Below are 22,731 nucleotides of genomic sequence, written 5' to 3' on the forward strand. Positions count from 1 at the left end.
GATAAGATGAAATTCAATATTTTAATGCTGGCCTTGCTGGTTTTTCTTTACTCCTGTAAAAAGGAGGAAGATCCTCATGCCGGCCACGATATATACTACACCTGTTCCATGCACCCACAGGTAGTCTCCGATAAACCCGGAAAATGCCCGATTTGTCACATGGATTTGGTGCCTGTCGAGAAGAAAAAGAATGCTGATCCTAACGAAATTATTTTGAATGACGAGCAGGTTAAACTTGGGAATATCAAAACAGTCGCGCTATCAGATGGGTCTATGGCTGATAAACTTACGCTGACCGGAACACTCAATTTTAATCAGTACCAAATGCAGGCAGTAAGTTCAAGAGTAATGGGTAGAGTTGAACGGTTGTATTATAAAAACATTGGCGATTTTGTTCCGAAGGGGGCGCCGTTGGTCGATATTTACAGTGAAGAACTCAATAATGCAAAGCAGGAATATTTGCTGGCATTAGAAAGACGCAAGCTCTTCGTCGGCAATACGTCCATTGATTTTGACCAGCTGCTCCAAAGTTCCCGAAACAAGCTTTATTTATGGGGAATGTCGGAAAGCCAGATCAAACAGCTGGAAAGATCAGGAAAAGCCACACCTACCACCACTGTGTTCAGCAATGCAGCCGGTTACATCACCGATCTGAGCATTGCCGAAGGCGATTATCTTGCAGAAGGTGGCACCATCGTGAATCTGGCAGATCTTTCATCGCTGTGGGCGGAAGCGCAGGTCTATTCCTCTCAAATGGCTCTCCTTCAGAAAGACAGCAAAGTTACCGTGTATATTCCCGATCTGGATAATTTGAAGATTAATGGGAAGATTGATTTTACAAACCCAGAAATCAGCGCTTCCAGCAGGATAAATCTGGTTCGCGTTTCCGTGCCTAACAAAGGAAATCTGCTGAAACCCGGAATGCCGGTATATGTTCTGGTGGAAAACAAATCCCGTGATGGCCTTTCCATGCCTGTGGATGCGGTGATTAGAGATGGTAAATCCTCCACGGTGTGGGTGAAAACCGCGAAGAACACCTTCGTCAACAGAATGGTGGAAACGGGTCTGGAGTATGAAGACAGAATAGAAATTACCTCCGGAATCAAGTCGGGTGACGAAGTAGTGGTTTCCGGGGCCTATCTGCTGAACAGTGAATATATATTCAAGAAAGGGGTCGATCCCATGGCGGGTCACGATATGAGCACAATGTAATATGAGAAAATTGAATATGATAGGCTGGCTGGCGGTGCTAGTGGTGGCTATTGTTTTAGTCATTCAGGTCATACCGGTGGAGCGTAATGTCTCCACCGTTCCGCCCGGTCAAAGTTTTGAAAAAACCGAAAAGGTGCCCGCCAACGTGGCTGCTATTCTGAAAGTTTCCTGCTATGACTGTCATTCCAACAACAGCCGATATCCGTGGTATTCAGAATTGCAGCCCGGCGCTTGGTTTATGGCGCAGCATATTAAAAAAGGGAGAGACGAACTCAATTTTGATGAGTTCAATAACTATTCAAAAAGACGGAAAAAAGCGAAAATAAAAAGCATCATCAGCCAGATTGAAAAAGACGAAATGCCTTTAAGATCATACCGCATGATGCACGGAAACGCCAGATTATCAGCGGATGAAAAAAAAGAACTGTTAGATTTTTTTCGTGACAACGAATATAGTAAGTAACGCAGAACATAAGAAATGACGCTCGCCTGTGGTCTTTAGAGTATCAGAAATGGTCGTTTAGAATAAAAAAGGATCGGAAAAGACTGTGCTGTAGAATCAACAAAAATTAAAAACAACGTGATGAAATTAAATATTAAAAATATGGTTTGCAGCCGATGTCTCAAAGTGCTTAGGCAAGAGCTTGAACAACTGGGAATTAAGGTTTCATCAATTGAACTCGGGGTATTGGTAATCGACGAGATGGCTGGTAATCATACTGAAATCTTGGCGAAAATTGAAAGCGTTCTCCATACCAATAAATTTGAAATAATCCATAGTCCAGAGGAAGTGCTCGTCGAAAAAATTAAACATTTTTTGCTTTGTAAAATAGAAGAGCCCCCTCTCGATTCCACGGTAAACCTATCTCAAATTTTAAGCACGGAGTTCAACCACGAATATAAGTCACTGAGCAAGTTGTTCTCACACTTTGAAAATACAACGCTCGAAAAATATTTTATTAAATTAAAAATTGAGAAAGTAAAACAACTTATTCAACTCAGGCAGTACACCTTTTCAGAAATAGGGCATCTCCTGGATTACAGCAGCGTCAACCACCTATCTAGACAGTTTAAAGAGATTACCGGAGAGAGCATGACTGAGTATAAAAATGCTGAACTAGCCAATCGAAGACCCTATGATGAAATTAGTTAACCTTAGAACTTAGGCGTATGAAATTATAAATAGGAAATAGTTGCGAAATAGAAACGGCAATCACAGGGACGTTTGCGCAACTCTCGATAAACTTCAGGTATAGTTTTGATGTTACTTGGCCTTTTTTTCAAAGCGAAATTATACAGAAACTAACGAAAATTATGCAGAACATCCGTTTAAGAAACTTGTACTTTTACAGTAGTAATTACAACCAGCTCGCTTTCAAAAACTACTTTATTGCAACACGAGTTTGGTCAAAATACGGCTCACAGAACGTATTTTAAACGGATAGTGGGAAATTTACAATGTATAAAATAATAAAATCAACCAAAATGAAACAACAAATTGAAATAACAGGAATGTCCTGCGAAGGCTGCGTTAAAAATGTCGAAAAAGCGTTGAAAGAAATTGATGGCGTACAGAATGTAAAAGCGAGTCTGCATCCACCGAGCGCAGTTATTGAAGCAGAGAAATCGATTAATACAGCGCAGTTAACGCAAGCCTTGGCGAAAGTAGGTTATAGTATTGCCGGCGCTTCCGTAGATGAGAATTTAAAAAAGTCTGGCGGCTCCTGTTGCTGTTGAAAAGTATGAACTGCGCGGGCAAGTATAATGTTAGTACTATGGGAACGATAACGGTAGAAATGCTCCGCTAAAAACTATGTGAAAGAAGCAACTAAATTTTTTTTTAAAAAAATCAAAGTAGCCAGCAATGGCTTGGCTGATCAAACGCACTTATGATTGCGACAGTATTAGCGCAGGAACTGCATATTTATTGAAAAAACCAACCTATTTATTAACATAAAAACCAACAATTATGACAGGTTATCACACGTACCAAAGTTGTATTGAAGCATGTTTAAAATGTGCTGCAATATGTAATCACTGTGCTTCATCATGCACTCAGGAAGAAGATGTAAAAATGATGGCGAGATGCATTCAGTTAGACATGGAATGCGCAGCGATCTGCTATGCATCAGCACAGTTAATGAGCCTCGGCAGCGACAAAGCAAAAGACATTTGCCGTATTTGTGCCGACATCTGTGAAGCATGTGCTGCAGAATGTGAAAAACATGCACAACATGGAATGGATCATTGCCGTGAATGTGCAGAAGCTTGCAGAAAATGCGCCGAAGAATGCCGGAAAATGGCAGCGTAATTTAAAACGGGTGGTGATTTAAATGATTGCCACTCTTTTTTATCTACATCCTAACGACCAAATTAAAATCTATTAAATAAAAAAATTTTTTACCCCGACATTGGTTGTCATATTGACCATGCTATTTGTTATGGTCAGCAGTTGCGGCAATAACGATAATAGCAATACCAATAGTAGTAATACTGATAAACCATCTTCATTGCCAAGGGCTAAAGTTTATGTAGCCAATGAAGCCGGAGGCAGTGTTTCAGTTATTGATCTTCAGGATAGCTTAAAAACTACAAGCATTGACTTAAGTGATAGCGCCGGAACTATGTTTATGGCCCATAATGTTCAGGTGGCCCCCAATGGAAAATCTGTTTGGGTGGCGGCAGCAGGTATGGACAGCAGTAAAACAAATTACTTAATAGTTATTGACCCAAACAGCGGTACAATAAAAGAGCGTGTGCTGTTAGGTAAAGATCTACACGTGGCCCATGTAGTTTTAGACGATCAATCAAAGAATGCATTTGTAACCGCAGGTGCAACGAATGAGGTCATACAAGTAGATGCAACGACCTATCAGGTGGTACGGAAGTTTGATTTAGGTGCAAAACATGCACCACATGGTTTGCGCTACGCTAATGGCAAATTGTATGTAGCCAATATGGACGGAAAAAGCATGTCTGTCATTACTGTAGCTGATGGCAAAGTAACTGATATTCCTCTTGGCGGAATAGCTCCACAGGTGGCAGTTACCCGTGATGATAAATTTATTTTCATCTCTTTATACGACACAAAAGAGGTGATACAGTATGACCTTAAAAATGGTCAACTAAACAGAATACCATTACCTGCTACTGCTCAAGGTCCAATTCAGTTGTATGCTACCCCTGATAGTAAGTTACTGTATGTGGCTGACCAAGGAGAGTTACTCGGAAGACCGGTTTCAAACGAGATTTATGTAATAGACATACCAAACGCAAAAGTGATAAGTACCATTAAAGTTGGTAAGAAGGCACACGGTGTTGTAGCAAGCAACGACGGCAAATCAGTTTATGTAACAAATACTATAGACAATACAGTTTCTGTGATTGATGTGGCAAGTCAAAAAGTAATCCACACAATCCCGGTTGGCAAAGGCCCTAATGGAATAAGCTATTGGTTTGAAACTGGCGGTATGCCAGGATATTAAAGGAAATAGATATCAAAGAACGTTCTAGTAATATCAATTTATATAAATTAAGCTAAATAAATTTATTATGGAAAAGATTAAAGTAGCCGTAAACGGATATGGTGTCATTGGCAAACGGGTTGCCGATGCCGTACAGATGCAGGAAGACATGGAACTGTCAGGTGTATGTGATGTGGTAACTGACTGGCGCATTCAAATGGCGGTATTAAAAAAATATCCTGTGTTTGCTTCCGATGATACTTTTCAAATTAAGATGAACGAAGCCGGAATAAATTCATCAGGCACAGTGAACGACCTGCTTGCATCATCAGATATTATTGTGGATTGCACACCCAAGAAAATCGCTGCTCAAAATATAGAGCTTTATAAAAAACTTGGTAAAAAGTTTATTTTACAGGGAGGTGAAAAGCATGAAACAACCGGTCATTCCTTTAGTGCCGAAAACAACTATGCCACTGCACTTAACCTTGATGCTACAAGAGTAGTTTCCTGCAACACTACATCCATTGTGAGAACATTAACCGCCCTGAAGAATGCAGGCTTGCTCTTAAAAGCAAGAGGTACTCTACTTCGTCGTGCAACCGACCCATGGGAAAGTCATTTGACCGGGATTATGAATACCCTGGTTCCCGAAAAAGATATACCAAGTCATCAGGGGCCGGATGCGCAATCCGTTGACCCCTCTTTTGACGTTATCACATCAGCAGTTAAAGTACCGGAAACGTTAAGCCACCTACATTACTGGAATGTACAGTTGACCAGAAAGGCCGATAAGGAAGAAGTTTTGGATGCGTTCAATAAATCTACCAGAATTGCAATGATTAAATACAGCGATGAGTTAGCCGCTAATAATACAGTTAAGGAATTAATGCTTGCAATAGGCCGCCCTTATGGAGATATGTATGAAGTAGCCTTGTGGCAAGACATGCTGAAAGTGGTTGGAGATGAAGTGTTCTATGCTTACCTAGTCGATAATCAGGCTATCGTAATCCCCGAAACCATTGACGCAATCCGTGCCTTAACCGGAATTGAACCAGATGCTGAAAAGTCAATAATAAAGACCAACGAAAGCCTTGGAGTTAAACAGAGTTTTTATTAGGAGTAAGCAAAAAGTAAATTTTCAAATTAATAAAACGGAATGTTAAGGAAAATGGTTTTGTACCCTGCAAATATTTGTAAGACGCGCACTTCCGCAAATGTCTATTTCTAAAACAAATAGAAATTTAGGGATTAAATTAAAGTTTAAAAAAAATGAAAATGAACGATAACATTGCAGACCTATTAGGCAAGAAGGCCGCCTTCTATTTGGATCACGTTTGCCAAAAAATTACAAAAGATGAACTGCTGACTCCAGGCAAATACAGTCTGGAAAAGGTTTTTGGCGATAGCAACAGAAACCCGCAGGTTCTGCGGAGTCTCGCTCAACTTTACGGTCAGGGAAATCTTGGCGGCACGGGTTATCTGAGCATTCTTCCTGTTGATCAGGGTATTGAGCATAGTGCTGTATACTCATTTTATAAAAACCCCGACTATTTCGACCCTGAAAACATTTTAAAACTTGCACTCGAAGCCGGCTGTAACGGTGTGGCTTCTACCTTCGGCGGGTTAGCCTTGAATGCCCGAAAATATGCGCACAGAATCCCTTTCATTGTAAAGATTAACCACAATGAATTACTGAGCTTTCCAAATAAATATGACCAAACGCTATTTGGAAAAGTTAAAAACGCCTGGGATATGGGGGCCCTTGCCATAGGAGCAACCATCTATTTTGGTTCCGAAGAAAGCGACAGACAGATCAAAGAAATTGCCGAGGCGTTTGAGCACGCCCATCAGCTCGGTATGGCGACTATATTATGGTGCTATCTTCGAAATGAGGCATTTAAAACAGCAGATCAGGATTATCACTCCGCTGCGGATTTAACAGGACAAGCCAATCATATCGGAGTAACAATTCAAGCTGATATTATTAAACAAAAATTGCCGACAAATAATTTTGGATTCAAAAACATTAAATTCGGTAAATACGATGACGCGATGTATGAGGCATTAACAACTCCCCACCCGATTGACCTCTGCAGGTTGCAGGTAGCGAACTGTTACATGGGCAAAATCGGATTAATTAACTCCGGTGGCGATTCAAAAGGTGAGTCAGATCTGGTTGAGGCCATTACAACAGCGGTCATCAACAAAAGAGCGGGCGGCACTGGACTGATTATGGGTCGGAAGGCATTTCAGCGCCCGTTTAAAGACGGTGTGAACTTGCTACAAAGGGTACAGAGTGTATATCTCGATAATAAGATAACAGTTGCCTAAAATAAGTTTCAACAAACTATCAGAAAATGAAGATTCCCATTAGCATCGTAAAAAAGTCCGGAGATATTGTCGCATTTGATGTCGAAAAACTCATTAATTCACTTAGGCGCGCGTCTGCTGGGGAAAACGTCATTCAGCAAATCGTTGGTGAGGTTCAGTCCACGATTTACGAAGGCATGACCACCACAAAGATCTATAAAATTGCTTTTGATTTGTTAAAAAAATATTCCCGCGTAAGTGCTTCAAAATACAAACTTAAAAACGCACTCTTTGAATTGGGTCCCTCCGGTTTTCCCTTTGAAAAATTAGTGGGCAAACTGATGGCTCATGAAGGTTTTTCCACCCAGGTTGGGGTCATTGTTCAGGGAAATTGCGTGTCGCATGAAATAGATGTCATCGCTGACAAAGACGACCAGCACTGTTTTATTGAATGTAAATTTCACAGCGACCAAGGGAGATTTTGCAATGTAAAAATTCCTCTGTATGTCAATTCCAGATTTCTGGATGTAGAAAAACAGTGGAAAAAACAAAAAAGTAACGAAGGAAAAATATCTAAAGGAGGTGTGTACACCAATACAAGATTCACTTCTGATGCCACACAATATGGGAAATGTGCAGGTTTACTAATGGCAAGCTGGGACTATCCTTTTGGGAACGGTTTAAAAGAGAGAATAGACAAATCCGGTTTGCACCCATTAACCGCATTAACGACCCTGACAAAAAACGAGAAAACAAAATTGTTAGACCTTGGTGTAGTTCTTTGCAGAGAAATTTACGAAAACCCGGGGGTCTTAAACCAAATCGGACTTGCAAAACCACGCCATAAAAACATTATCGAAGACGCAAAAGAATTATGCACTCAACACTAAATCAATCTGACCAATGAAAAATACAAAAATTACCATTCATTTTTTGGGCGCTGCGGGTACAGTAACGGGTTCCAAATATTTAATCGATACAGGAGCACATCAACTCCTAATCGACTGCGGAGTTTTTCAAGGATTAAAGGAATTACGGCTTAAAAACTGGGAATATCCGCCTGTGGACGTTTCAGCCATTGATGCCGTTTTATTGACTCATGGCCATTTCGACCACACAGGATACCTTCCCCGATTGGTAAAATATGGTTTTAGTGGATTAGTTTACGGAACAAATCCAACTTTGGATATTGCCACAATCATTCTGAACGACAGTGCCAAAATACAGGAACAGGAAGCAGCGCGAGCCAATAAGGAAGGCTACTCCAAACACAGTCCCGCAGAACCGCTGTACGGCCTGAAGGATGTAGAAAAAACATTGCCCCATTTTAAGGAGGTTCCGCCATCACAGTGGATTCCTTTGTTTGATGGTATCAATGCACGGTTTCAGTACAATGGGCATATTTTGGGTGCAGCTTTCATTGAGTTGGATGTACATGGCAAACGTTTTGTTTTTTCCGGAGATATTGGACGTACCAATGATCTACTGCTATATCCACCCCTGAAACCCGAAAAGGCGGATGTTCTTTTCATAGAGTCAACCTACGGAGGAAGGTTTCATCCGGATGAAGTGGAAGCGGTTCTGGAGATTGAAAAATTAGTCAACGATACCATTAACCGTGGAGGCAGCGTGTTTATTCCCAGTTTTTCGGTTGAACGTGCTCAACTGATGATGCTTATTTTATGGAGGTTGCTTAACGAAAATAAAATACCCAAAGTACCGATAATCATGGACAGTCCGATGGGAGCCAGCATACTCGATCTGTTTTACCGTACCAGAGATTGGCACCGGTTAACAACCGACGAATGTGATGAAATGTGCGATCATTTCACGGTGGTCAGCAGCTATCAGGAAACCATGGAGTTGCGTTCCGACAACAAACCAAAAATTGTTATCGCCGGCAGCGGGATGCTCACCGGTGGCAGAATGCTCAACTATCTTGAAACCCAGGCACAAAACCCTGATAATACCCTGCTTTTTGTCGGCTATCAGGCCGAAGGAACCCGTGGAAGAAAACTATTGGATGGTGAGAAAGAACTAAAAGTGTATGGAAAATGGGTTCCTTTCAATATGGAAATAGCGGAAATTGAAGGACTATCTTCACATGCAGACCACAATGAACTCATTGGTTGGATGAATGAAATAACAAATATTCCTGAAAGAATTTTCATCGTACATGGGGAAAAGGAAGGCGCAGAAGCGCTGCAGCTGGGCATAAAAGAAACCTACGGCTGGGATTCGCAAATACCGCAACTTTATGATATTGAAGAATTATAATTTGGAGAGATGAATCATATAACGGACAGTAAAATCAAGCATTCAAATGAGACCAACTGGTATGTGATTACCGGCGGACCCAGTACCGGAAAAACAACGACCATTGATTTGCTTCAGAAGCAAGGTTACCTTACGACAATTGAACACGCCAGGCATTACATTGATACCATGCATAATGAAGGAAATTCTGTTGAAGAAATCAGAAGCAATAAAAAGAAATTTCAATTGGGAGTGTTAGAGATGCAGATCGCGGAGGAAAGATTGCTCAAAAAAGAAGATATGGTTTTTTTAGACCGGGCCATCCCGGATGCAATGGCGTATTATCAATTTTTAAATTTGGATTATGATGAAAAGTTACTGGATGCTGTAAATGGGGTTTCCTACAAAAAAATATTTATCTTAGATCGATTGCCTTTTGCCAAAGACTACGCGAGAACCGAAAATGAAGACGATCAAAAACTAATTCATCAGTTGATAATAGAAACATACACCAACCTCGGTTTCATTATCGTTTTTGTTCCTGTTTTGCCTCCACCTGCAAGAGTGCAGTTTATTTTAAATAATTTATGAAAGAGGTAAAACACTCCACAGAATCGCATGCAAATTATTATTACACTGCAGTAAGGTTTCAAATAGAATCTTAAAACCAAAATGAAACAGACAAAAAATTAATCAGCACAGGTCTGCTGGCTGCGTTCACCGCCTCATTATGTTGCATTACACCATTATTAGCTTTCATTGCAGGAACAAGCGGACTGGCTGCAACTTTTTCCTGGATCGAACCTTTAAGGCCTTATTTAATCGCGTTAACAGTTTTTGTTCTTGGTTTTGCCTGGTATCTTAAATTGAAACCCAAAAAACAATTAGACTGTAACTGCGAGAAAGAGGAGAAAATACCATTCACACAGTCGAAAATGTTTTTGGGAACCGTAACCCTGTTTGCAGTCGTGATACTTGCCTTTCCATACTATTCAGGAATTTTTTATCCAACTACAGAAAAGCAAATTATTATCGTGGACCAATCTAATATCCGTAAAATAGAATTTACAATTAGTGGTATGACCTGCGCAAGTTGTGGGGAACATGTCAACAGCGAAGTAAATAAGCTGTCGGGAATTATAAGTTCAGAGGCTTCATACGAAAGCAGAAATGCTATGGTGAAATTTGATGACTCAAAAACAAACATTGATGAAATCGAAAACGCCATAAACGGTACCGGGTATGTAGTAACCGCCAAGAAAGAATATCAATTGGAAACCATTGGTCGTGAAAAACCATAATAAATAATTAAACAGATGAGTACAGTTAAATTACAGTCAATAGTCACTTGTCCCAATTGCGGACACAGGGAAGAGGAAACAATGCCTACAGATTCCTGCCAATATTTCTACGAATGCAAAAAATGTAAGACCGTTTTAAAACCAAAACAGGGCGATTGCTGTGTATATTGCAGTTACGGGACAGTGCCGTGTCCACCTGTCCAACAGGACAGAAAATGTTGTTAAAGATCTGTTGTTTTACATATAGCTAAATTAAAAACCAATTTAATGAACAATTCAAAGCACAGCCACAAAGTTTCTCCGGACCATAGCGCTTCGGGGAAAACTCATTCCGCACACGATATGGATTCAGAACAAAAAAATGGACAAATGGATCACGGCGGCGCGTACAAAAAGTTATTTTGGATGCTTCTGATTTCCTTTATTTCAATGTTTATACTAATGTATGCGATGGTGGACAAGCTGGCTAACGTAATTCCAAACATAAACCAGTTATACATGGCAGGCCTGATGGCTTCTCCTATGTTGATCATCGAACTGCTGTTAATGGGGAAGATGTATCCCAACAAAAAACTCAATAAAATTCTTATGGGCCTCGGAGTGCTGATGATGGTGCTGTTTTGGTCCGGGATTCGGCAGCAGACAGCCGTGGGAGATGTCCAGTTTCTAAAGTCCATGATTCCACACCATGCAGGGGCTATTCTTATGGTCGAAGAAAGTAATCTGGTCGATCCGGAAGTGAGAAAGTTGGGCGAGGAAATTATCAAAGCACAGGAGGAAGAAATTGCCGTCATGAGGGCGAAAATTAAGGAACTTCAAACCCGGAAGTAATCTCAAATAGCAGAATTTAACGCAAAAAAATTGAATTATGAAAAAATACACCTGTCCCATGCATCCCCAGATATTGAAGGACGAACCGGGGAAATGTCCACTTTGCGGAATGAACTTAATTCCCTTGGGAGGAACCGCCCGACCTGAAAAAGACGAACACAGCCATCATCATCAGAATCATGATCATCACTCAGAATCTGATAGTTCAGCGGCGGGATTTGACAAACATGCAGGTCATCATACTCCGGATTTTCTAAAAAGATTCTGGATTACACTGGTACTTTCTGTCCCGGTGCTGCTGCTTTCCCACATGATTCAGCAGTGGCTTGGTTTCACCATAGCTTTTCAAGGCGATAAATACGTGCTGTTGGTTTTGGGAAGTATTATTTATTTCTACGGTGGAATGCCTTTTTTCAAAGGGTTTTTGGGCGAAGTGAAAGCCGGAGCTATTGGGATGATGACGCTCGTTGCTTTGGCGATTACCGTAGCTTATGTCTATTCCGTTGCCGTCGTATTCGGGCTGCCGGGCATGGATTTCTTTTGGGAGCTCGCCACCCTAATTGTCATCATGCTTCTGGGTCATTGGCTCGAAATGCGTTCACAGATGGCAGCTTCAAAAGCGTTACAATCCTTAGTGGCATTGCTACCAAATGACGTAACCGTCGAGCATAACGGAAGTCCGGTTAAAATAAAACTGGAACAGCTGAAAAACGGAGATACCGTAATCATAAGACCGGGCGAAAAAGTCGCCGCTGACGGTCTGATTGTCGAGGGCAGTTCCTATTTAAATGAAAGCATGCTGACCGGAGAAAGTGTTCCTGTAAGAAAAGAGTCCGGTGGAAAGGTTATCGCAGGGTCTATCAATGGAGACGGGGCTTTAAAGATAAAAGCAACAGGGGTTGGAAAGGATTCGTACCTCAATAAGGTCATTAATTTGGTTCAGGATGCGCAGGCAGCAAAGTCGAACACTCAGAATCTGGCGGATAAAGTAGCCAAATGGCTTACTATAGTAGCAATTGTGGTGGGAGTAGGAACTTTCGCTTACTGGTACATCACCATGGGAGATTTGGCTTTTGCTCTGGAACGGATGGTAACGGTAATGGTAACGGCCTGCCCTCATGCTTTAGGAGTGGCAATCCCTCTGGTGGTGGCCATTTCCACTACACTTTCAGCGACAAATGGTTTACTCATCAGAAACCGCACGGCTTTTGAAACCACCAGAAAATTATCGACCATTATTTTCGATAAAACCGGCACCCTTACGAAAGGTTCCCACACTGTGCAGAAAATCATTCCTCTAACGGAACACTATTCGGAAAACGATTTACTCCAGTATGCAGCAGCAGTGCAGCAGAACTCCGAACATCACATTGCAAAAGGAATCATGCAGACCCTTTCCGAGAAAAAACTGGAGCTATGGAAGTCAGACAGTTTCCGCTACATGCAGGGAATTGGAGTGACAGGAATCGTAAACGGTAAATCGGTTGTCGCAGCTGGTCCTAATTATTTTGTTCAAAACAATAAACAGGTACCTGCCATTCCGGAAGAAATCAACCAGGATGCAGAAACAGTGAACTTTATTTTGATTGATGACGTGCCCGTGGGTATTGTTTCTTTAGCAGATACCATTCGCGAAGGCGCAAAAGAAGCTATTGACCAACTTCGAAGCATGAACATTAAATCATTCCTGCTTACAGGTGATAACGAAAAGGTAGCGGCGGCGGTGTCAAAGCAGTTAGGAATGGACGGATATTTGGCAAATGTACTTCCGCACCACAAACAGGAAAAAGTAAAAGAATTTCAGGATAAAGGAGAAATCGTTGCCATGACAGGAGACGGCGTAAATGATGCACCGGCTTTGGCAGCAGCAGATGTAGGCATTGCAGTTGGCAGCGGAACTGATGTTGCTGCCGAAACCGCAGATATTATTCTGGTCAACAGTGACCCTCGAGACGTGGTGAAAATGATAGATTTTGGAAAGAAAACCTACAGCAAGATGATCCAGAATCTCGTATGGGCAGTGGGCTACAACGTCGTGGCTATTCCACTTGCTGCGGGTGTTCTGTATCCTACATTTGTCCTGAGTCCCGCCATGGGCGCAGTGCTGATGAGTGTCAGTACCATCGTGGTCGCACTTAATGCAAGTTTGTTAAAAATTAAATAATCACAGGATGAAATATATATTTTCGCTCTTTCTATTTATGGCAATGTCCATAAACAGTTATTCACAGAGCACCAAAACCGTGTACACCTGCCCGATGCATCCGCAGGTCGTGAAATCAGCACCCGGTAACTGCCCCATTTGCGGTATGACCTTGGTGAAGAAAACCGTTACTGAGAAAAAAACGGCGGCCAAATCCGCGCCCGCTCCTAAAAAGGCCACCGTAGTTAAAAAAACTACGGGTAAGAAACCTGAAATTACCGCTGCAAAAACAAAGACGGTAACGGAAGTTAAAAAACCGGTGATGCCAAAGACTAAAGCAGTACCGAAAGACCCAGCGAGCATCAAAACGCCGGAACATTCAACACCTGCTCTACATCAGCATGAAGCAGCGCAAAAGATGTACACTTGTCCGATGCACCCCGAGGTGGTTTCGGACAAACCCGGAAAGTGTCCCAAGTGCGGTATGAATCTGGTCCCTCAGAAGGAAAGCGGCCGGCATCAGGCTACCGGCAAAACCCCGGAACATCAAACTTCAGATGCGCATCAGCATGAAGAAGCGCAAAAGATGTACACCTGCCCGATGCATCCCGAGGTGATATCGGACAAACCCGGAAAGTGTCCCAAGTGCGGTATGAATCTGGTGCCTCAAAAAGGAAAGAAGGAAGATCATTCTGCACACGGAAACATGCAGATACATGGTGAACACAAAATGGTCATGCCCATGCCCGAAAAGCACCTAAAAGGCGGACGCAAAGTGACCTACCATCTTTATGTGAAAGACACCCTGGTAAATTTCGCGGGCAAACAGAAACGCGCCATTGCCGTAAACGGGCAGATTCCGATGCCAAAGCTGGAGTTTTATGAGGGCGATACGGCGGAAGTGATTGTCCATAATTTAATGGACGAAGAAACTTCTCTGCACTGGCACGGTCTTCATCTTCCAAATAAAGAAGATGGGGTTCCCTGGCTTACCCAGAAACCCATTCCACCACATTCAACCTACACGTATTCGTTTCCGATCATCCAAAACGGAACCCACTGGTATCACTCACATACTGGCCTGCAGGAGCAGATTGGAATGTATGGGATGATGATTCTGAAAAAACGTCCCGAAGATCCTACTTTCCGGCCGGGGATTGATGATTTGCCCACAGAGCACCTTATCCTGAGCGAGTGGACAAACCTGAACCCCAATAATGTTCAGCGGATGCTTCACAACGCCAATGACTGGTTCGCAATAAAAAAAGGCAGTACTCAAAGTTATGCAGAAGCCATAAAAGAGGGACACTTTAAGACAAAACTCACCAACGAATGGAAGCGGATGCTTGCCATGGACGTGAGTGACGTGTATTATGACGCCTTTCTGATTAACGGTAAAATAGAAAGCCAGCTCGCAGGATACAAAGCCGGTGACAAAGTGCGGCTTCAAATTGCCAACGGCGGTGCTTCCTCCTATTTTTGGCTCAATTATGCAGGAGGAAAAATTAAAGTAGTGGCCAGTGATGGATTGGACATTGAACCGGTAGAAGTGGACCGTCTTATTCTGGCAGTTTCTGAAACAGTGGATATCGTAGTGGAAATTCCTGAAAGAAACACCTCCTACGAGCTCCTTGTTACGCCCGAAGACCGCACAAAATCGGCTTCCGTTTACATTGGCGAAGGAATTAAAAAAGCCCAGGCACCATTACCCAAACTCAAATATTTTGAAGGAATGAGGATGATGAATGACATGATGAAGATGAACGGTGACATGAAGGATATGGGCATGGAGATGAGTTACCAGACTATGGATATGAATCAGGTGATGTACCCTGAGATTATTGCTGAAAACAATGCAGCAATGCCGATGAATACAATGGACAACAGTGATGCGGAAATGGATCACTCAAAGCACCAGATGCCTGCTTCCGGGATTACCACATTGAATTACGGAATGGTGAAGTCGCCTTATGACACTTCGCTTCCGAAAGACAGTCCCGTGCGCGAGCTCAAGTTTACCCTTACGGGAAACATGAACCGCTACGTTTGGAGCATGGACGATAGAGTCCTGGCAGAATCGGACAAAATATTGGTGAAGAAAGGGGAAATTCTCCGCATTACCCTTTTCAATAACTCAATGATGCGTCACCCGATGCACCTGCACGGATTTGATTTCCGCGTACTCAACAAAAATGGTGTTCAGGCACCCCTCAAAAATGTGTTGGATGTTATGCCCATGGAAACCAATGTCATAGAATTTGAAGCAAAAACTGACGGGGACTGGTTTTTCCACTGTCACATCCTCTATCACATGATGGCGGGGATGAACCGTGTTTTTGCTGTTGGTGATTACCAGAATCCTTTGCTGCCCGATAAAGCTTCAGCTTACAAAAAGCTCCAGCGCGAAAGTAACATGTGGCACCTTATGGCCGAAAACGATTTTGCTACTAATGGTAACGACGGGATGGCGAGGATCTCGAATGCCCGCTGGGAATTGGGAACAGAATGGCGTTTAGGTTACAATCCCCATCACGGCTACGAGGTGGAAACCCAACTCGGCAGGTATGTGGACCGTATGCAGTGGCTGAAACCATTTATCGGATTTAACTATCATTATAGAAAGATTGACAGGAATAATATCGAAAAAAACCTTTTTGGACAGGCATCTACTAAAGATGAAAGAAAAACTTTCAGCGCTGGTATCATGTATAAACTCCCGATGTTGGTGGACCTGCAGGCAGAAATATTTACAGACGGAATTGTAAGGTTCCAGCTGAAACGTGAAGACATTCCGTTGACTGCGCGTTTGCGCGGGGCATTCATGGTCAATACCGACAAAGAATATATGGCAGGTCTTAAATATATCGTCACAAAAAATATCGGAATCTCAACCCACTACGACAGCGATATGAGCTGGGGTGCAGGGATTACACTGAACTATTAAAGGAGTTTTTAGTGTGTCAATTTTAAAGAGTGCAGCTGCCAAATAAAGACCGGTTGCACTCTTTTTTACAGCGTATAACGACCGCCGTAAACACAGATTCTCATGAGGCAAACAATACCAGCCTACAACCTGAGGAATCATTGCAGTAATATGAGCTAAGACATAAATTCAAGTAAATATATTTTTATTAAATTAGCACCGTGAAACTTTTGGCCTTCTTTTTATCCCTTTTCTTTATGGTGCTTACGATGGTGCCATGTAACGATGCGGCAAAGGGTTTAAGCGAAAAAGTTTGTCAGAATCAGGATCTTCACCTTGAACAAAGCCAGGATCAACACGCTGATCTTTGTTCTCCTTTCTGTGTTTGCAATTGTTGTGGTATGACTTTGTCAGTTTCACAAATTAATACCTTACTTCCTGAACACAACGAGGTTGTAATAAAAGATGTTCTTCCTGAAAGGAAATACAGGCACAAGATCCTCCTCCCTGCCGGCATCTGGCAGCCCCCAAAAATAAGTTAATTAAACTACCGTAGGATTCTTCCTCCGGGACACTTCGGCTATGCAATAGTCGCAAATTTTCGTATTCAATACGGAAGTTGAATTTTTCTGTCAATTAACTTAAATTTTTACGAATGCTTTATAAAATTATACAGTTTAGTGTAAAAAATAAGCTCATCATTGGGCTCATGACATTTGCACTGATCCTTTGGGGTATATATAGTGCTACCAGACTCCCCTTGGATGCCGTACCCGATATCACAAACAATCAGGTACAGATTATTACCAGCACACCCACATTAGCTGCTCAGGAAACGGAACAGTTGGTTACTTACCCAATTGAACAGAGCCTTGCAAATATTCCAGGTATTACCGAAATGAGGTCCATCTCAAGATTTGGTCTGTCTGTAATTACTGTAGTTTTCGACGAAAGCGTGGATGTATACTTTGCACGGCAGCTCATCACCGAAAAGCTGAAAGAGGCCGAAGAAAATATTCCACAAGGTATCGGCAGCCCCGAAATGTCCCCGGTTTCTACTGGCTTGGGAGAAATCTATCAGTATGTTATTCACCCTAAAAAAGGTTCCGAGAACAAATACTCCGCTACGGATCTGCGTACCATGCAGGATTGGGTCGTGGCAAGGCAACTTTACGGGACACCCGGAGTAGCTGAAATTAACAGTTTCGGCGGGAAACTTAAGCAGTATGAAGTCGCGATTAATCCCTATAGGCTTAAAGCAATGAATGTTACCATTGCAGATATTTTTGCTGCACTCCAGAAAAATAACGAAAATACCGGCGGCGCTTATATCGATAAAAAACCTAATGCCTATTTTATTCGCGGCATCGGTCTGATCTCTTCTTTAGATGATATTTCCAACACCGTAATAAAAACAGTCAACGGTATCCCTGTACTTATCAAAGATGTCGCGGAGGCACGTATAGGCAGTGCCGTTAGATATGGTGCCCTTACCTATAACGGCGATAAAGAGGCTGTCGGGGGTATTGTAATGATGCTCAAAGGTGAAAATTCCGCGGAAGTAGTGAGTAGGGTTAAGGAAAAAATGCTCACCATTCAAAAATCCCTTCCAGCGGATATTATCGTAGAACCTTTCCTGGACCGGACTAACTTAGTAGACCGGGCGATCCGTACCGTAGAAACAAATTTGGTGGAAGGCGCTCTTATTGTCATCCTTGTGCTCGTTCTGTTTCTGGGTAATTTTCGTGCAGGGCTTATTGTGGCTTCTGCCATTCCTCTTTCTCTCCTTTTTGCCTTAGGTATGATGAATGTTTTTGGAGTCAGTGCAAACTTGATGAGTTTGGGAGCTATCGATTTCGGGCTTATTGTAGATGGCGCAGTAATCATTGTAGAGGCGACCCTTCACTTTCTCGCGGTCCACCACAAATCCCAAAAACTCTCGCAGCACACAATGGACCGGGCTGTGGAAGCAAGTGCAAAAAAAATGATGAGTTCCGCAGCATTTGGCCAGATCATTATCCTTATTGTCTACCTACCCATTCTGTCACTTCAGGGAATTGAAGGTAAAATGTTCCGTCCTATGGCAGAGACCGTATCATTTGCCATTGTCGGAGCACTGATCCTCTCTCTTACTTATATACCCATGATGTCTGCGCTGTTTCTATCAAAAAATATCAGTGCTAAGAAAACCTTTGCCGATAAAATGATGGCTAAGATTCATAATTTTTACGTTCCCGTGTTGCAGAAGGCCATTGCGTTTAAATATGCAGTAGTTGCTGCGGCCATAGCGCTGCTTACGGTGTCGCTCCTGATATTCTCTCGCATGGGCGGCGAATTTATACCACAACTTCAGGAAGGTGATTTTGCCGTACATTGCATTCTGCCACAGGGCACCTCCCTTTCGCAAAGTATAGAAACTTCTATGCAGGCAAGCCGCATTTTGAAATCATTTCCCGAAGTCAACACCGTGGTAGGTAAAACCGGTAGCGCAGAGGTTCCAACAGACCCTATGCCGCCCGAAGCAACGGATCTTATTGTCACGCTAAAACCTAAAAAAGATTGGAAAGACAGCGACAAATCCTACGAAGAGTTAAGTGCCGAAATGATGGAAAAACTCGAAATGATACCTGGAGTGTTTTTTGAAGTCTCCCAACCCATACAGATGCGTTTTAACGAATTAATGACCGGGGTAAGACAGGATGTGGCGATTAAAATTTTTGGTGAAAATATCGACACCCTCGCTAAATTGGCTCCCGACGTTGCCAAAGTCGTCCAGACCGTTCAGGGAGCCACAGAACCCCAGATTGAGCAGACCGTGGGATTGCCCCAAATTACCATTACCTACGACAGAGCCCGCCTCGCCTCCTACGGTCTCAATATTGAGGATATTAATCACACAGTAAGTACTGCGTTTGCTGGTGAAACAGCAGGAGTAGTGTTTGAAGATGAAAAGAAATTCAATCTGGTCGCGCGTCTGGACAGTGCGAGCAGAAGCTCTATTGAGGACGTCAGCAGCCTCTTTATTCCAACCGCAAACGGAGTCCAAATTCCGCTTTCACAGATCGCAAAAGTGGAATATAAAGACGGTCCGGCACAGATAAGTCGGGAAGATGGAAAGCGCCGCATTGTCGTAGGTTTCAATGTAAAAGATAGAGATGTAGAAAGTGTGGTGACCGAAATTCAGCAAAAACTCACTGATGCCAACCTGCTGCCCCCCGGATATTATTATACCTATGGTGGCACTTTTGAAAACCTGGAACAGGCCTCTTCCAGATTACAGATTGCCGTGCCGGTTGCTTTAGCACTCATTTTTCTCTTGCTTTATTTTGCCTTCCGCAACCTAAAAGACAGCTTGCTTATTTTTACTGCGATTCCAATGAGTGCAATTGGCGGTGTGTTTGCGTTGCTCATAAGAGATATGCCATTCAGTATTTCTGCAGGAGTGGGCTTCATTGCGTTATTTGGTGTGGCCGTCCTGAACGGTATCGTCTTGGTGAGTACTTTCAAAGACCTACAGAAATCCGGTGTAAATAATGTAATACGAAGGGTTATCGAGGGAACCAGTATCAGGCTTCGTCCTGTATTGATGACGGCAGCCGTAGCATCATTTGGATTTTTCCCGATGGCTTTTTCTACCGGGAGCGGTGCCGAAGTCCAAAGACCGCTTGCAACAGTAGTTATCGGCGGTTTGGTTACGGCGACCTTTCTAACGCTATTTGTATTGCCTTTGCTGTATATCATCTTCAATTCTAAAAACCAATTCAGAACTAAATTGAGAAATATTAAAAATTCACCGCTTCCGGTGCTGGTCTTGCTGCTCTGTCTTGCGACAGGTTCCTTCCAGGCACAGGAAAGGATCTCGCCAAATGATGCAGTGAAAATAGCACTAGCCAATAATTTGCAGTACTCCGTAAACCGTGCTCAGGTAAGCAAAGCTGTGCTGGAGACCAAAACTACGCGTGAAATTCCTAAGACCGGCATTTTTATAGAAAATGACGATATGAGGCCAAGTGATCCCAATGGCGAATTAAAAATTGGAGTCCAGCAATCAATCCAATGGCCGGGATTATATAAGGCGAAAAGAAAGTATTTTGAGGAGCAGCTAAAATACCACCAGCTTAATAAAGGTATGCTCGATGCCGTAATTAAAAAAGAGGTAAATACAGCATTTTATCAGCTGTGGTACCTTCAGGATCTAGCCAGACTTTATCAGAAACTTGATGAATACTACACCAGTATGTACGAGGCAGCTAATCTTCGTTTCAAAACGGGTGAAGCTGCAGGACTAGAAAACATTGCTGCCGAAGCACGGATGAAGGAGCTGCAGGCACAGAAACAGCAAAACCAACAGAATATTTCAGTACAGCAGCAGCAGTTGAGCCTTTTTCTCAATACTCAGACGATGTACTTGCCGGAAGACACCAATTTGCAGAAACTGGATGTGGATGACTTTCCGTCAGACAGTTTGCATCCCTCATTGGCACTGCAGCACCAAAATATCGAAATTGCACGGGCTAATATAGATGTTCAGAAAATGCAGAATAAACCTGACTTTTCCGGCCGGGTATTTTCCCAGAGATTATACGGAATGAAAGATCCCATAACCGGCTTTTCTGTTGCAGTTGAATTTCCCATTTTTGGGAAAACTGCCTACAAAGCAAAATTGCAGGCTGCCGAAGCTGAAGTCGAAATTCAGCAGTCGCAGCTGCGCTATCAGGAAAACCAGTTCGCTGCACAAACACGCTCAAGCTATACCGAAATCCTGAAAGCTTCGGAAATGCTTAAATATTATGAAAGTATAGGTTTGAAACAGGCAGACCAGATCTTTGATGCGGCAATGCTCAGTTACAAAGCAGGTGAAATAGGTTTTTCTGAAATGCACCAGTTCTTTACCCAAGCCATTGATATCAGAAAAAATTATCTCATAGCGCTAAACGAATATAATCTGGCCGTAATACAGTATAACTACTATATTAAAAATTAAGTACCCAAAAGAGAATATAACATGAAAAAATATATCACCCTTATTTTTGCCGTCTCTGTCTTGTTGACAGGATGTAAAAAAGAATCAGAAGTCACTGAAACCAAACAAGCAACCAAAGCAGAAGAGCCTGAGGAGCATCAAGATCCTAATGTGGCCCATTTCACCGAAGAACAGATAAAAACTGTTGGTATCCAGATGGGCAGCATTGAAAGTAAGGAACTTTCCAACACAATCAAGGTGAGCGGTATGCTAACTGTTCCGAACCAGAATAAGGCATTTGTCACGCCCTCGTACAGTGGCATAGTGCGCTCTTTGTATGTACAGCCGGGTAGCTATGTAACACGCGGAAAAGTTATAGCCACCATTGCCAATCCCGATTTAATCGTGATGCAACAACAACTCCAGCAGGTTAATGGCCAGATAAAGATGGCAGAATTGGAAGTTACACGTGCACAGCAGCTTTACAAAGGCAATGCAGCGCCACTTAAGAAATTTCAGCAGGCACAGACAGATCTTGCTACATTGCGCAGCCAACGCTCCGGATTACAGAAACAGTTAGGAAGCATCGGTGCCACACAGGGTTACAGCTCGGCCCTTTCGGTACGCGCTCCCATTAGTGGCACCGTAAGCAAAGTAATTGCGCAAATCGGGAGTAATGTAGACATGGCTTCTCCCATTGCCGAAATTGTAAGCAACTCAGCGCTGCATTTGGATATCTATGTATATGAAAAAGACTTGGGGAAAGTGCAGCCGGGGCAGACTATTCACTTTACACTCACCAACAGTCCAGGTAAAGAGTACGATGCAAAAATTACCTCAATAGGTACAGCCTTTGAAGGAGAAAGCAAAACGGTTCCTGTTCACGCACAGGTCGTGGGTGACCGTACAGGCCTTATCGACGGCATGAATGTTACGGCAGTCATAAGTCTTGATAATCAAACTGCTGCTGCCGTTCCTACTGAAGCCATTATTACTGATAAAGGGCAGGACTATATATTTATCGTGCAGAGTGGCCACAATGAAGAGGAGGAAAAAAACAAAAAATCGGCATCAGGACAGAAAGCCAATGAAACACCCGCAGAAGAAACTGAAGTAAGTTTTGAAAAAATTCCCGTGGCTAAAGGGGTTACTGATCTGGGTTATACACAAATTACACCTTTGAAACCAATCCCCGCTAACGCTAAAATAGTCATTAAAAATGCCTTCTTTATTATGGCGAAATTAAATAACAAAGGAGAAGAAGGACACGGACATTAAAAAAGCACTGCTAAAAATATAAACCCAAATTACTCATTAAAATAAAC

General features: G+C 42.6%; 17 protein-coding genes and 2 pseudogenes. All 19 read left to right on the forward strand.

What is annotated here, in order from left to right:
- The first annotated feature begins 6 nt into the window (after positions 1-6).
- The 19 genes and pseudogenes from P0M11_RS12795 (at position 7) to P0M11_RS12885 (ending at position 22,684) form a co-directional block, all read left to right on the forward strand.
- Positions 7-1,212: an efflux RND transporter periplasmic adaptor subunit gene (locus P0M11_RS12795; RefSeq protein WP_089819485.1), complete on the forward strand. Its 1,206-nt coding sequence runs from the start codon at positions 7-9 to the stop codon at positions 1,210-1,212.
- Between the two features lies 1 nt (position 1,213).
- Positions 1,214-1,675: a heme-binding domain-containing protein gene (locus tag P0M11_RS12800; protein ID WP_072997246.1), complete on the forward strand. Its 462-nt coding sequence runs from the start codon at positions 1,214-1,216 to the stop codon at positions 1,673-1,675.
- 120 nt (positions 1,676-1,795) lie between these two features.
- Positions 1,796-2,365, forward strand: a complete 570-nt coding sequence (locus P0M11_RS12805; protein ID WP_059333873.1) for a helix-turn-helix domain-containing protein — start codon at positions 1,796-1,798, stop codon at positions 2,363-2,365.
- 332 nt (positions 2,366-2,697) lie between these two features.
- Positions 2,698-2,949, forward strand: a complete 252-nt coding sequence (locus P0M11_RS12810) for a heavy-metal-associated domain-containing protein (RefSeq protein ID WP_209816070.1) — start codon at positions 2,698-2,700, stop codon at positions 2,947-2,949.
- Positions 2,950-3,451: 502 nt separating this feature from the next.
- Positions 3,452-3,523, forward strand: coding sequence for a four-helix bundle copper-binding protein (locus tag P0M11_RS13330; RefSeq protein WP_236628125.1), 72 nt, complete (start codon positions 3,452-3,454; stop codon positions 3,521-3,523).
- A gap of 100 nt (positions 3,524-3,623) precedes the next feature.
- Positions 3,624-4,697 (forward strand): hypothetical protein, encoded by a 1,074-nt coding sequence (locus tag P0M11_RS12820; protein WP_275626027.1) that lies wholly within the window; start codon positions 3,624-3,626, stop codon positions 4,695-4,697.
- Positions 4,698-4,764: 67 nt separating this feature from the next.
- Positions 4,765-5,796: a type II glyceraldehyde-3-phosphate dehydrogenase gene (locus tag P0M11_RS12825; RefSeq protein WP_209816072.1), complete on the forward strand. Its 1,032-nt coding sequence runs from the start codon at positions 4,765-4,767 to the stop codon at positions 5,794-5,796.
- Between the two features lie 152 nt (positions 5,797-5,948).
- Entirely contained in the window at positions 5,949-7,010 is a 1,062-nt protein-coding gene (locus P0M11_RS12830) for a class I fructose-bisphosphate aldolase (RefSeq protein ID WP_209816073.1), read from the forward strand.
- A 26-nt stretch (positions 7,011-7,036) separates the two neighbouring features.
- A complete protein-coding gene (locus P0M11_RS12835; protein WP_031502521.1) occupies positions 7,037-7,879 on the forward strand; it encodes an ATP cone domain-containing protein in 843 nt (280 codons plus the stop codon).
- A gap of 13 nt (positions 7,880-7,892) precedes the next feature.
- Positions 7,893-9,266: an MBL fold metallo-hydrolase gene (locus P0M11_RS12840; protein WP_209816074.1), complete on the forward strand. Its 1,374-nt coding sequence runs from the start codon at positions 7,893-7,895 to the stop codon at positions 9,264-9,266.
- Positions 9,267-9,275: 9 nt separating this feature from the next.
- Positions 9,276-9,836 (forward strand): ATP-binding protein, encoded by a 561-nt coding sequence (locus P0M11_RS12845; protein ID WP_209816075.1) that lies wholly within the window; start codon positions 9,276-9,278, stop codon positions 9,834-9,836.
- An 83-nt stretch (positions 9,837-9,919) separates the two neighbouring features.
- Positions 9,920-10,546: pseudogene (gene merTP / locus P0M11_RS12850) on the forward strand (mercuric transport protein MerTP); the annotation flags it as partial.
- A 15-nt stretch (positions 10,547-10,561) separates the two neighbouring features.
- The gene (locus P0M11_RS12855; protein ID WP_245169168.1) at positions 10,562-10,771 is read left to right on the forward strand and encodes a GDCCVxC domain-containing (seleno)protein; all 210 of its coding nucleotides are present in this window, start codon (positions 10,562-10,564) and stop codon (positions 10,769-10,771) included.
- 42 nt (positions 10,772-10,813) lie between these two features.
- Entirely contained in the window at positions 10,814-11,377 is a 564-nt protein-coding gene (locus tag P0M11_RS12860; protein ID WP_227587135.1) for a DUF305 domain-containing protein, read from the forward strand.
- Between the two features lie 37 nt (positions 11,378-11,414).
- On the forward strand, positions 11,415-13,541 hold the full coding sequence (locus P0M11_RS12865; RefSeq protein WP_245169169.1) for a heavy metal translocating P-type ATPase: 2,127 nt from the start codon (positions 11,415-11,417) through the stop codon (positions 13,539-13,541).
- Between the two features lie 43 nt (positions 13,542-13,584).
- A pseudogene (locus P0M11_RS12870) lies at positions 13,585-14,175 on the forward strand (heavy metal-binding domain-containing protein); the annotation flags it as partial.
- A gap of 75 nt (positions 14,176-14,250) precedes the next feature.
- Positions 14,251-16,464, forward strand: coding sequence for a multicopper oxidase domain-containing protein (locus P0M11_RS12875; RefSeq protein WP_275626030.1), 2,214 nt, complete (start codon positions 14,251-14,253; stop codon positions 16,462-16,464).
- Between the two features lie 634 nt (positions 16,465-17,098).
- On the forward strand, positions 17,099-21,427 hold the full coding sequence (locus tag P0M11_RS12880) for a CusA/CzcA family heavy metal efflux RND transporter (protein ID WP_209816076.1): 4,329 nt from the start codon (positions 17,099-17,101) through the stop codon (positions 21,425-21,427).
- 21 nt (positions 21,428-21,448) lie between these two features.
- Positions 21,449-22,684, forward strand: coding sequence for an efflux RND transporter periplasmic adaptor subunit (locus tag P0M11_RS12885; protein WP_209816077.1), 1,236 nt, complete (start codon positions 21,449-21,451; stop codon positions 22,682-22,684).
- The last annotated feature ends 47 nt before the right edge of the window (positions 22,685-22,731 follow it).

This window comes from Kaistella sp. PBT33-4, from assembly GCF_029194425.1.
In the GTDB taxonomy this organism is placed as follows: Bacteria; Bacteroidota; Bacteroidia; order Flavobacteriales; family Weeksellaceae; genus Marnyiella.

What these genes read in the sequence shown, in the direction of transcription:
- P0M11_RS12795 (WP_089819485.1), top strand. Translation starts at nt 7, where the DNA reads ATGAAATTCAATATTTTAATGCTGGCCTTGCTGGTTTTTCTTTACTCC.
- P0M11_RS12800 (WP_072997246.1), top strand. Translation starts at nt 1,214, where the DNA reads ATGAGAAAATTGAATATGATAGGCTGGCTGGCGGTGCTAGTGGTGGCT.
- P0M11_RS12805 (WP_059333873.1), top strand. Translation starts at nt 1,796, where the DNA reads ATGAAATTAAATATTAAAAATATGGTTTGCAGCCGATGTCTCAAAGTG.
- P0M11_RS12810 (WP_209816070.1), top strand. Translation starts at nt 2,698, where the DNA reads ATGAAACAACAAATTGAAATAACAGGAATGTCCTGCGAAGGCTGCGTT.
- P0M11_RS12825 (WP_209816072.1), top strand. Translation starts at nt 4,765, where the DNA reads ATGGAAAAGATTAAAGTAGCCGTAAACGGATATGGTGTCATTGGCAAA.
- P0M11_RS12830 (WP_209816073.1), top strand. Translation starts at nt 5,949, where the DNA reads ATGAAAATGAACGATAACATTGCAGACCTATTAGGCAAGAAGGCCGCC.
- P0M11_RS12835 (WP_031502521.1), top strand. Translation starts at nt 7,037, where the DNA reads ATGAAGATTCCCATTAGCATCGTAAAAAAGTCCGGAGATATTGTCGCA.
- P0M11_RS12840 (WP_209816074.1), top strand. Translation starts at nt 7,893, where the DNA reads ATGAAAAATACAAAAATTACCATTCATTTTTTGGGCGCTGCGGGTACA.
- P0M11_RS12845 (WP_209816075.1), top strand. Translation starts at nt 9,276, where the DNA reads ATGAATCATATAACGGACAGTAAAATCAAGCATTCAAATGAGACCAAC.
- P0M11_RS12855 (WP_245169168.1), top strand. Translation starts at nt 10,562, where the DNA reads ATGAGTACAGTTAAATTACAGTCAATAGTCACTTGTCCCAATTGCGGA.
- P0M11_RS12860 (WP_227587135.1), top strand. Translation starts at nt 10,814, where the DNA reads ATGAACAATTCAAAGCACAGCCACAAAGTTTCTCCGGACCATAGCGCT.
- P0M11_RS12865 (WP_245169169.1), top strand. Translation starts at nt 11,415, where the DNA reads ATGAAAAAATACACCTGTCCCATGCATCCCCAGATATTGAAGGACGAA.
- P0M11_RS12875 (WP_275626030.1), top strand. Translation starts at nt 14,251, where the DNA reads ATGGTCATGCCCATGCCCGAAAAGCACCTAAAAGGCGGACGCAAAGTG.
- P0M11_RS12880 (WP_209816076.1), top strand. Translation starts at nt 17,099, where the DNA reads ATGCTTTATAAAATTATACAGTTTAGTGTAAAAAATAAGCTCATCATT.
- P0M11_RS12885 (WP_209816077.1), top strand. Translation starts at nt 21,449, where the DNA reads ATGAAAAAATATATCACCCTTATTTTTGCCGTCTCTGTCTTGTTGACA.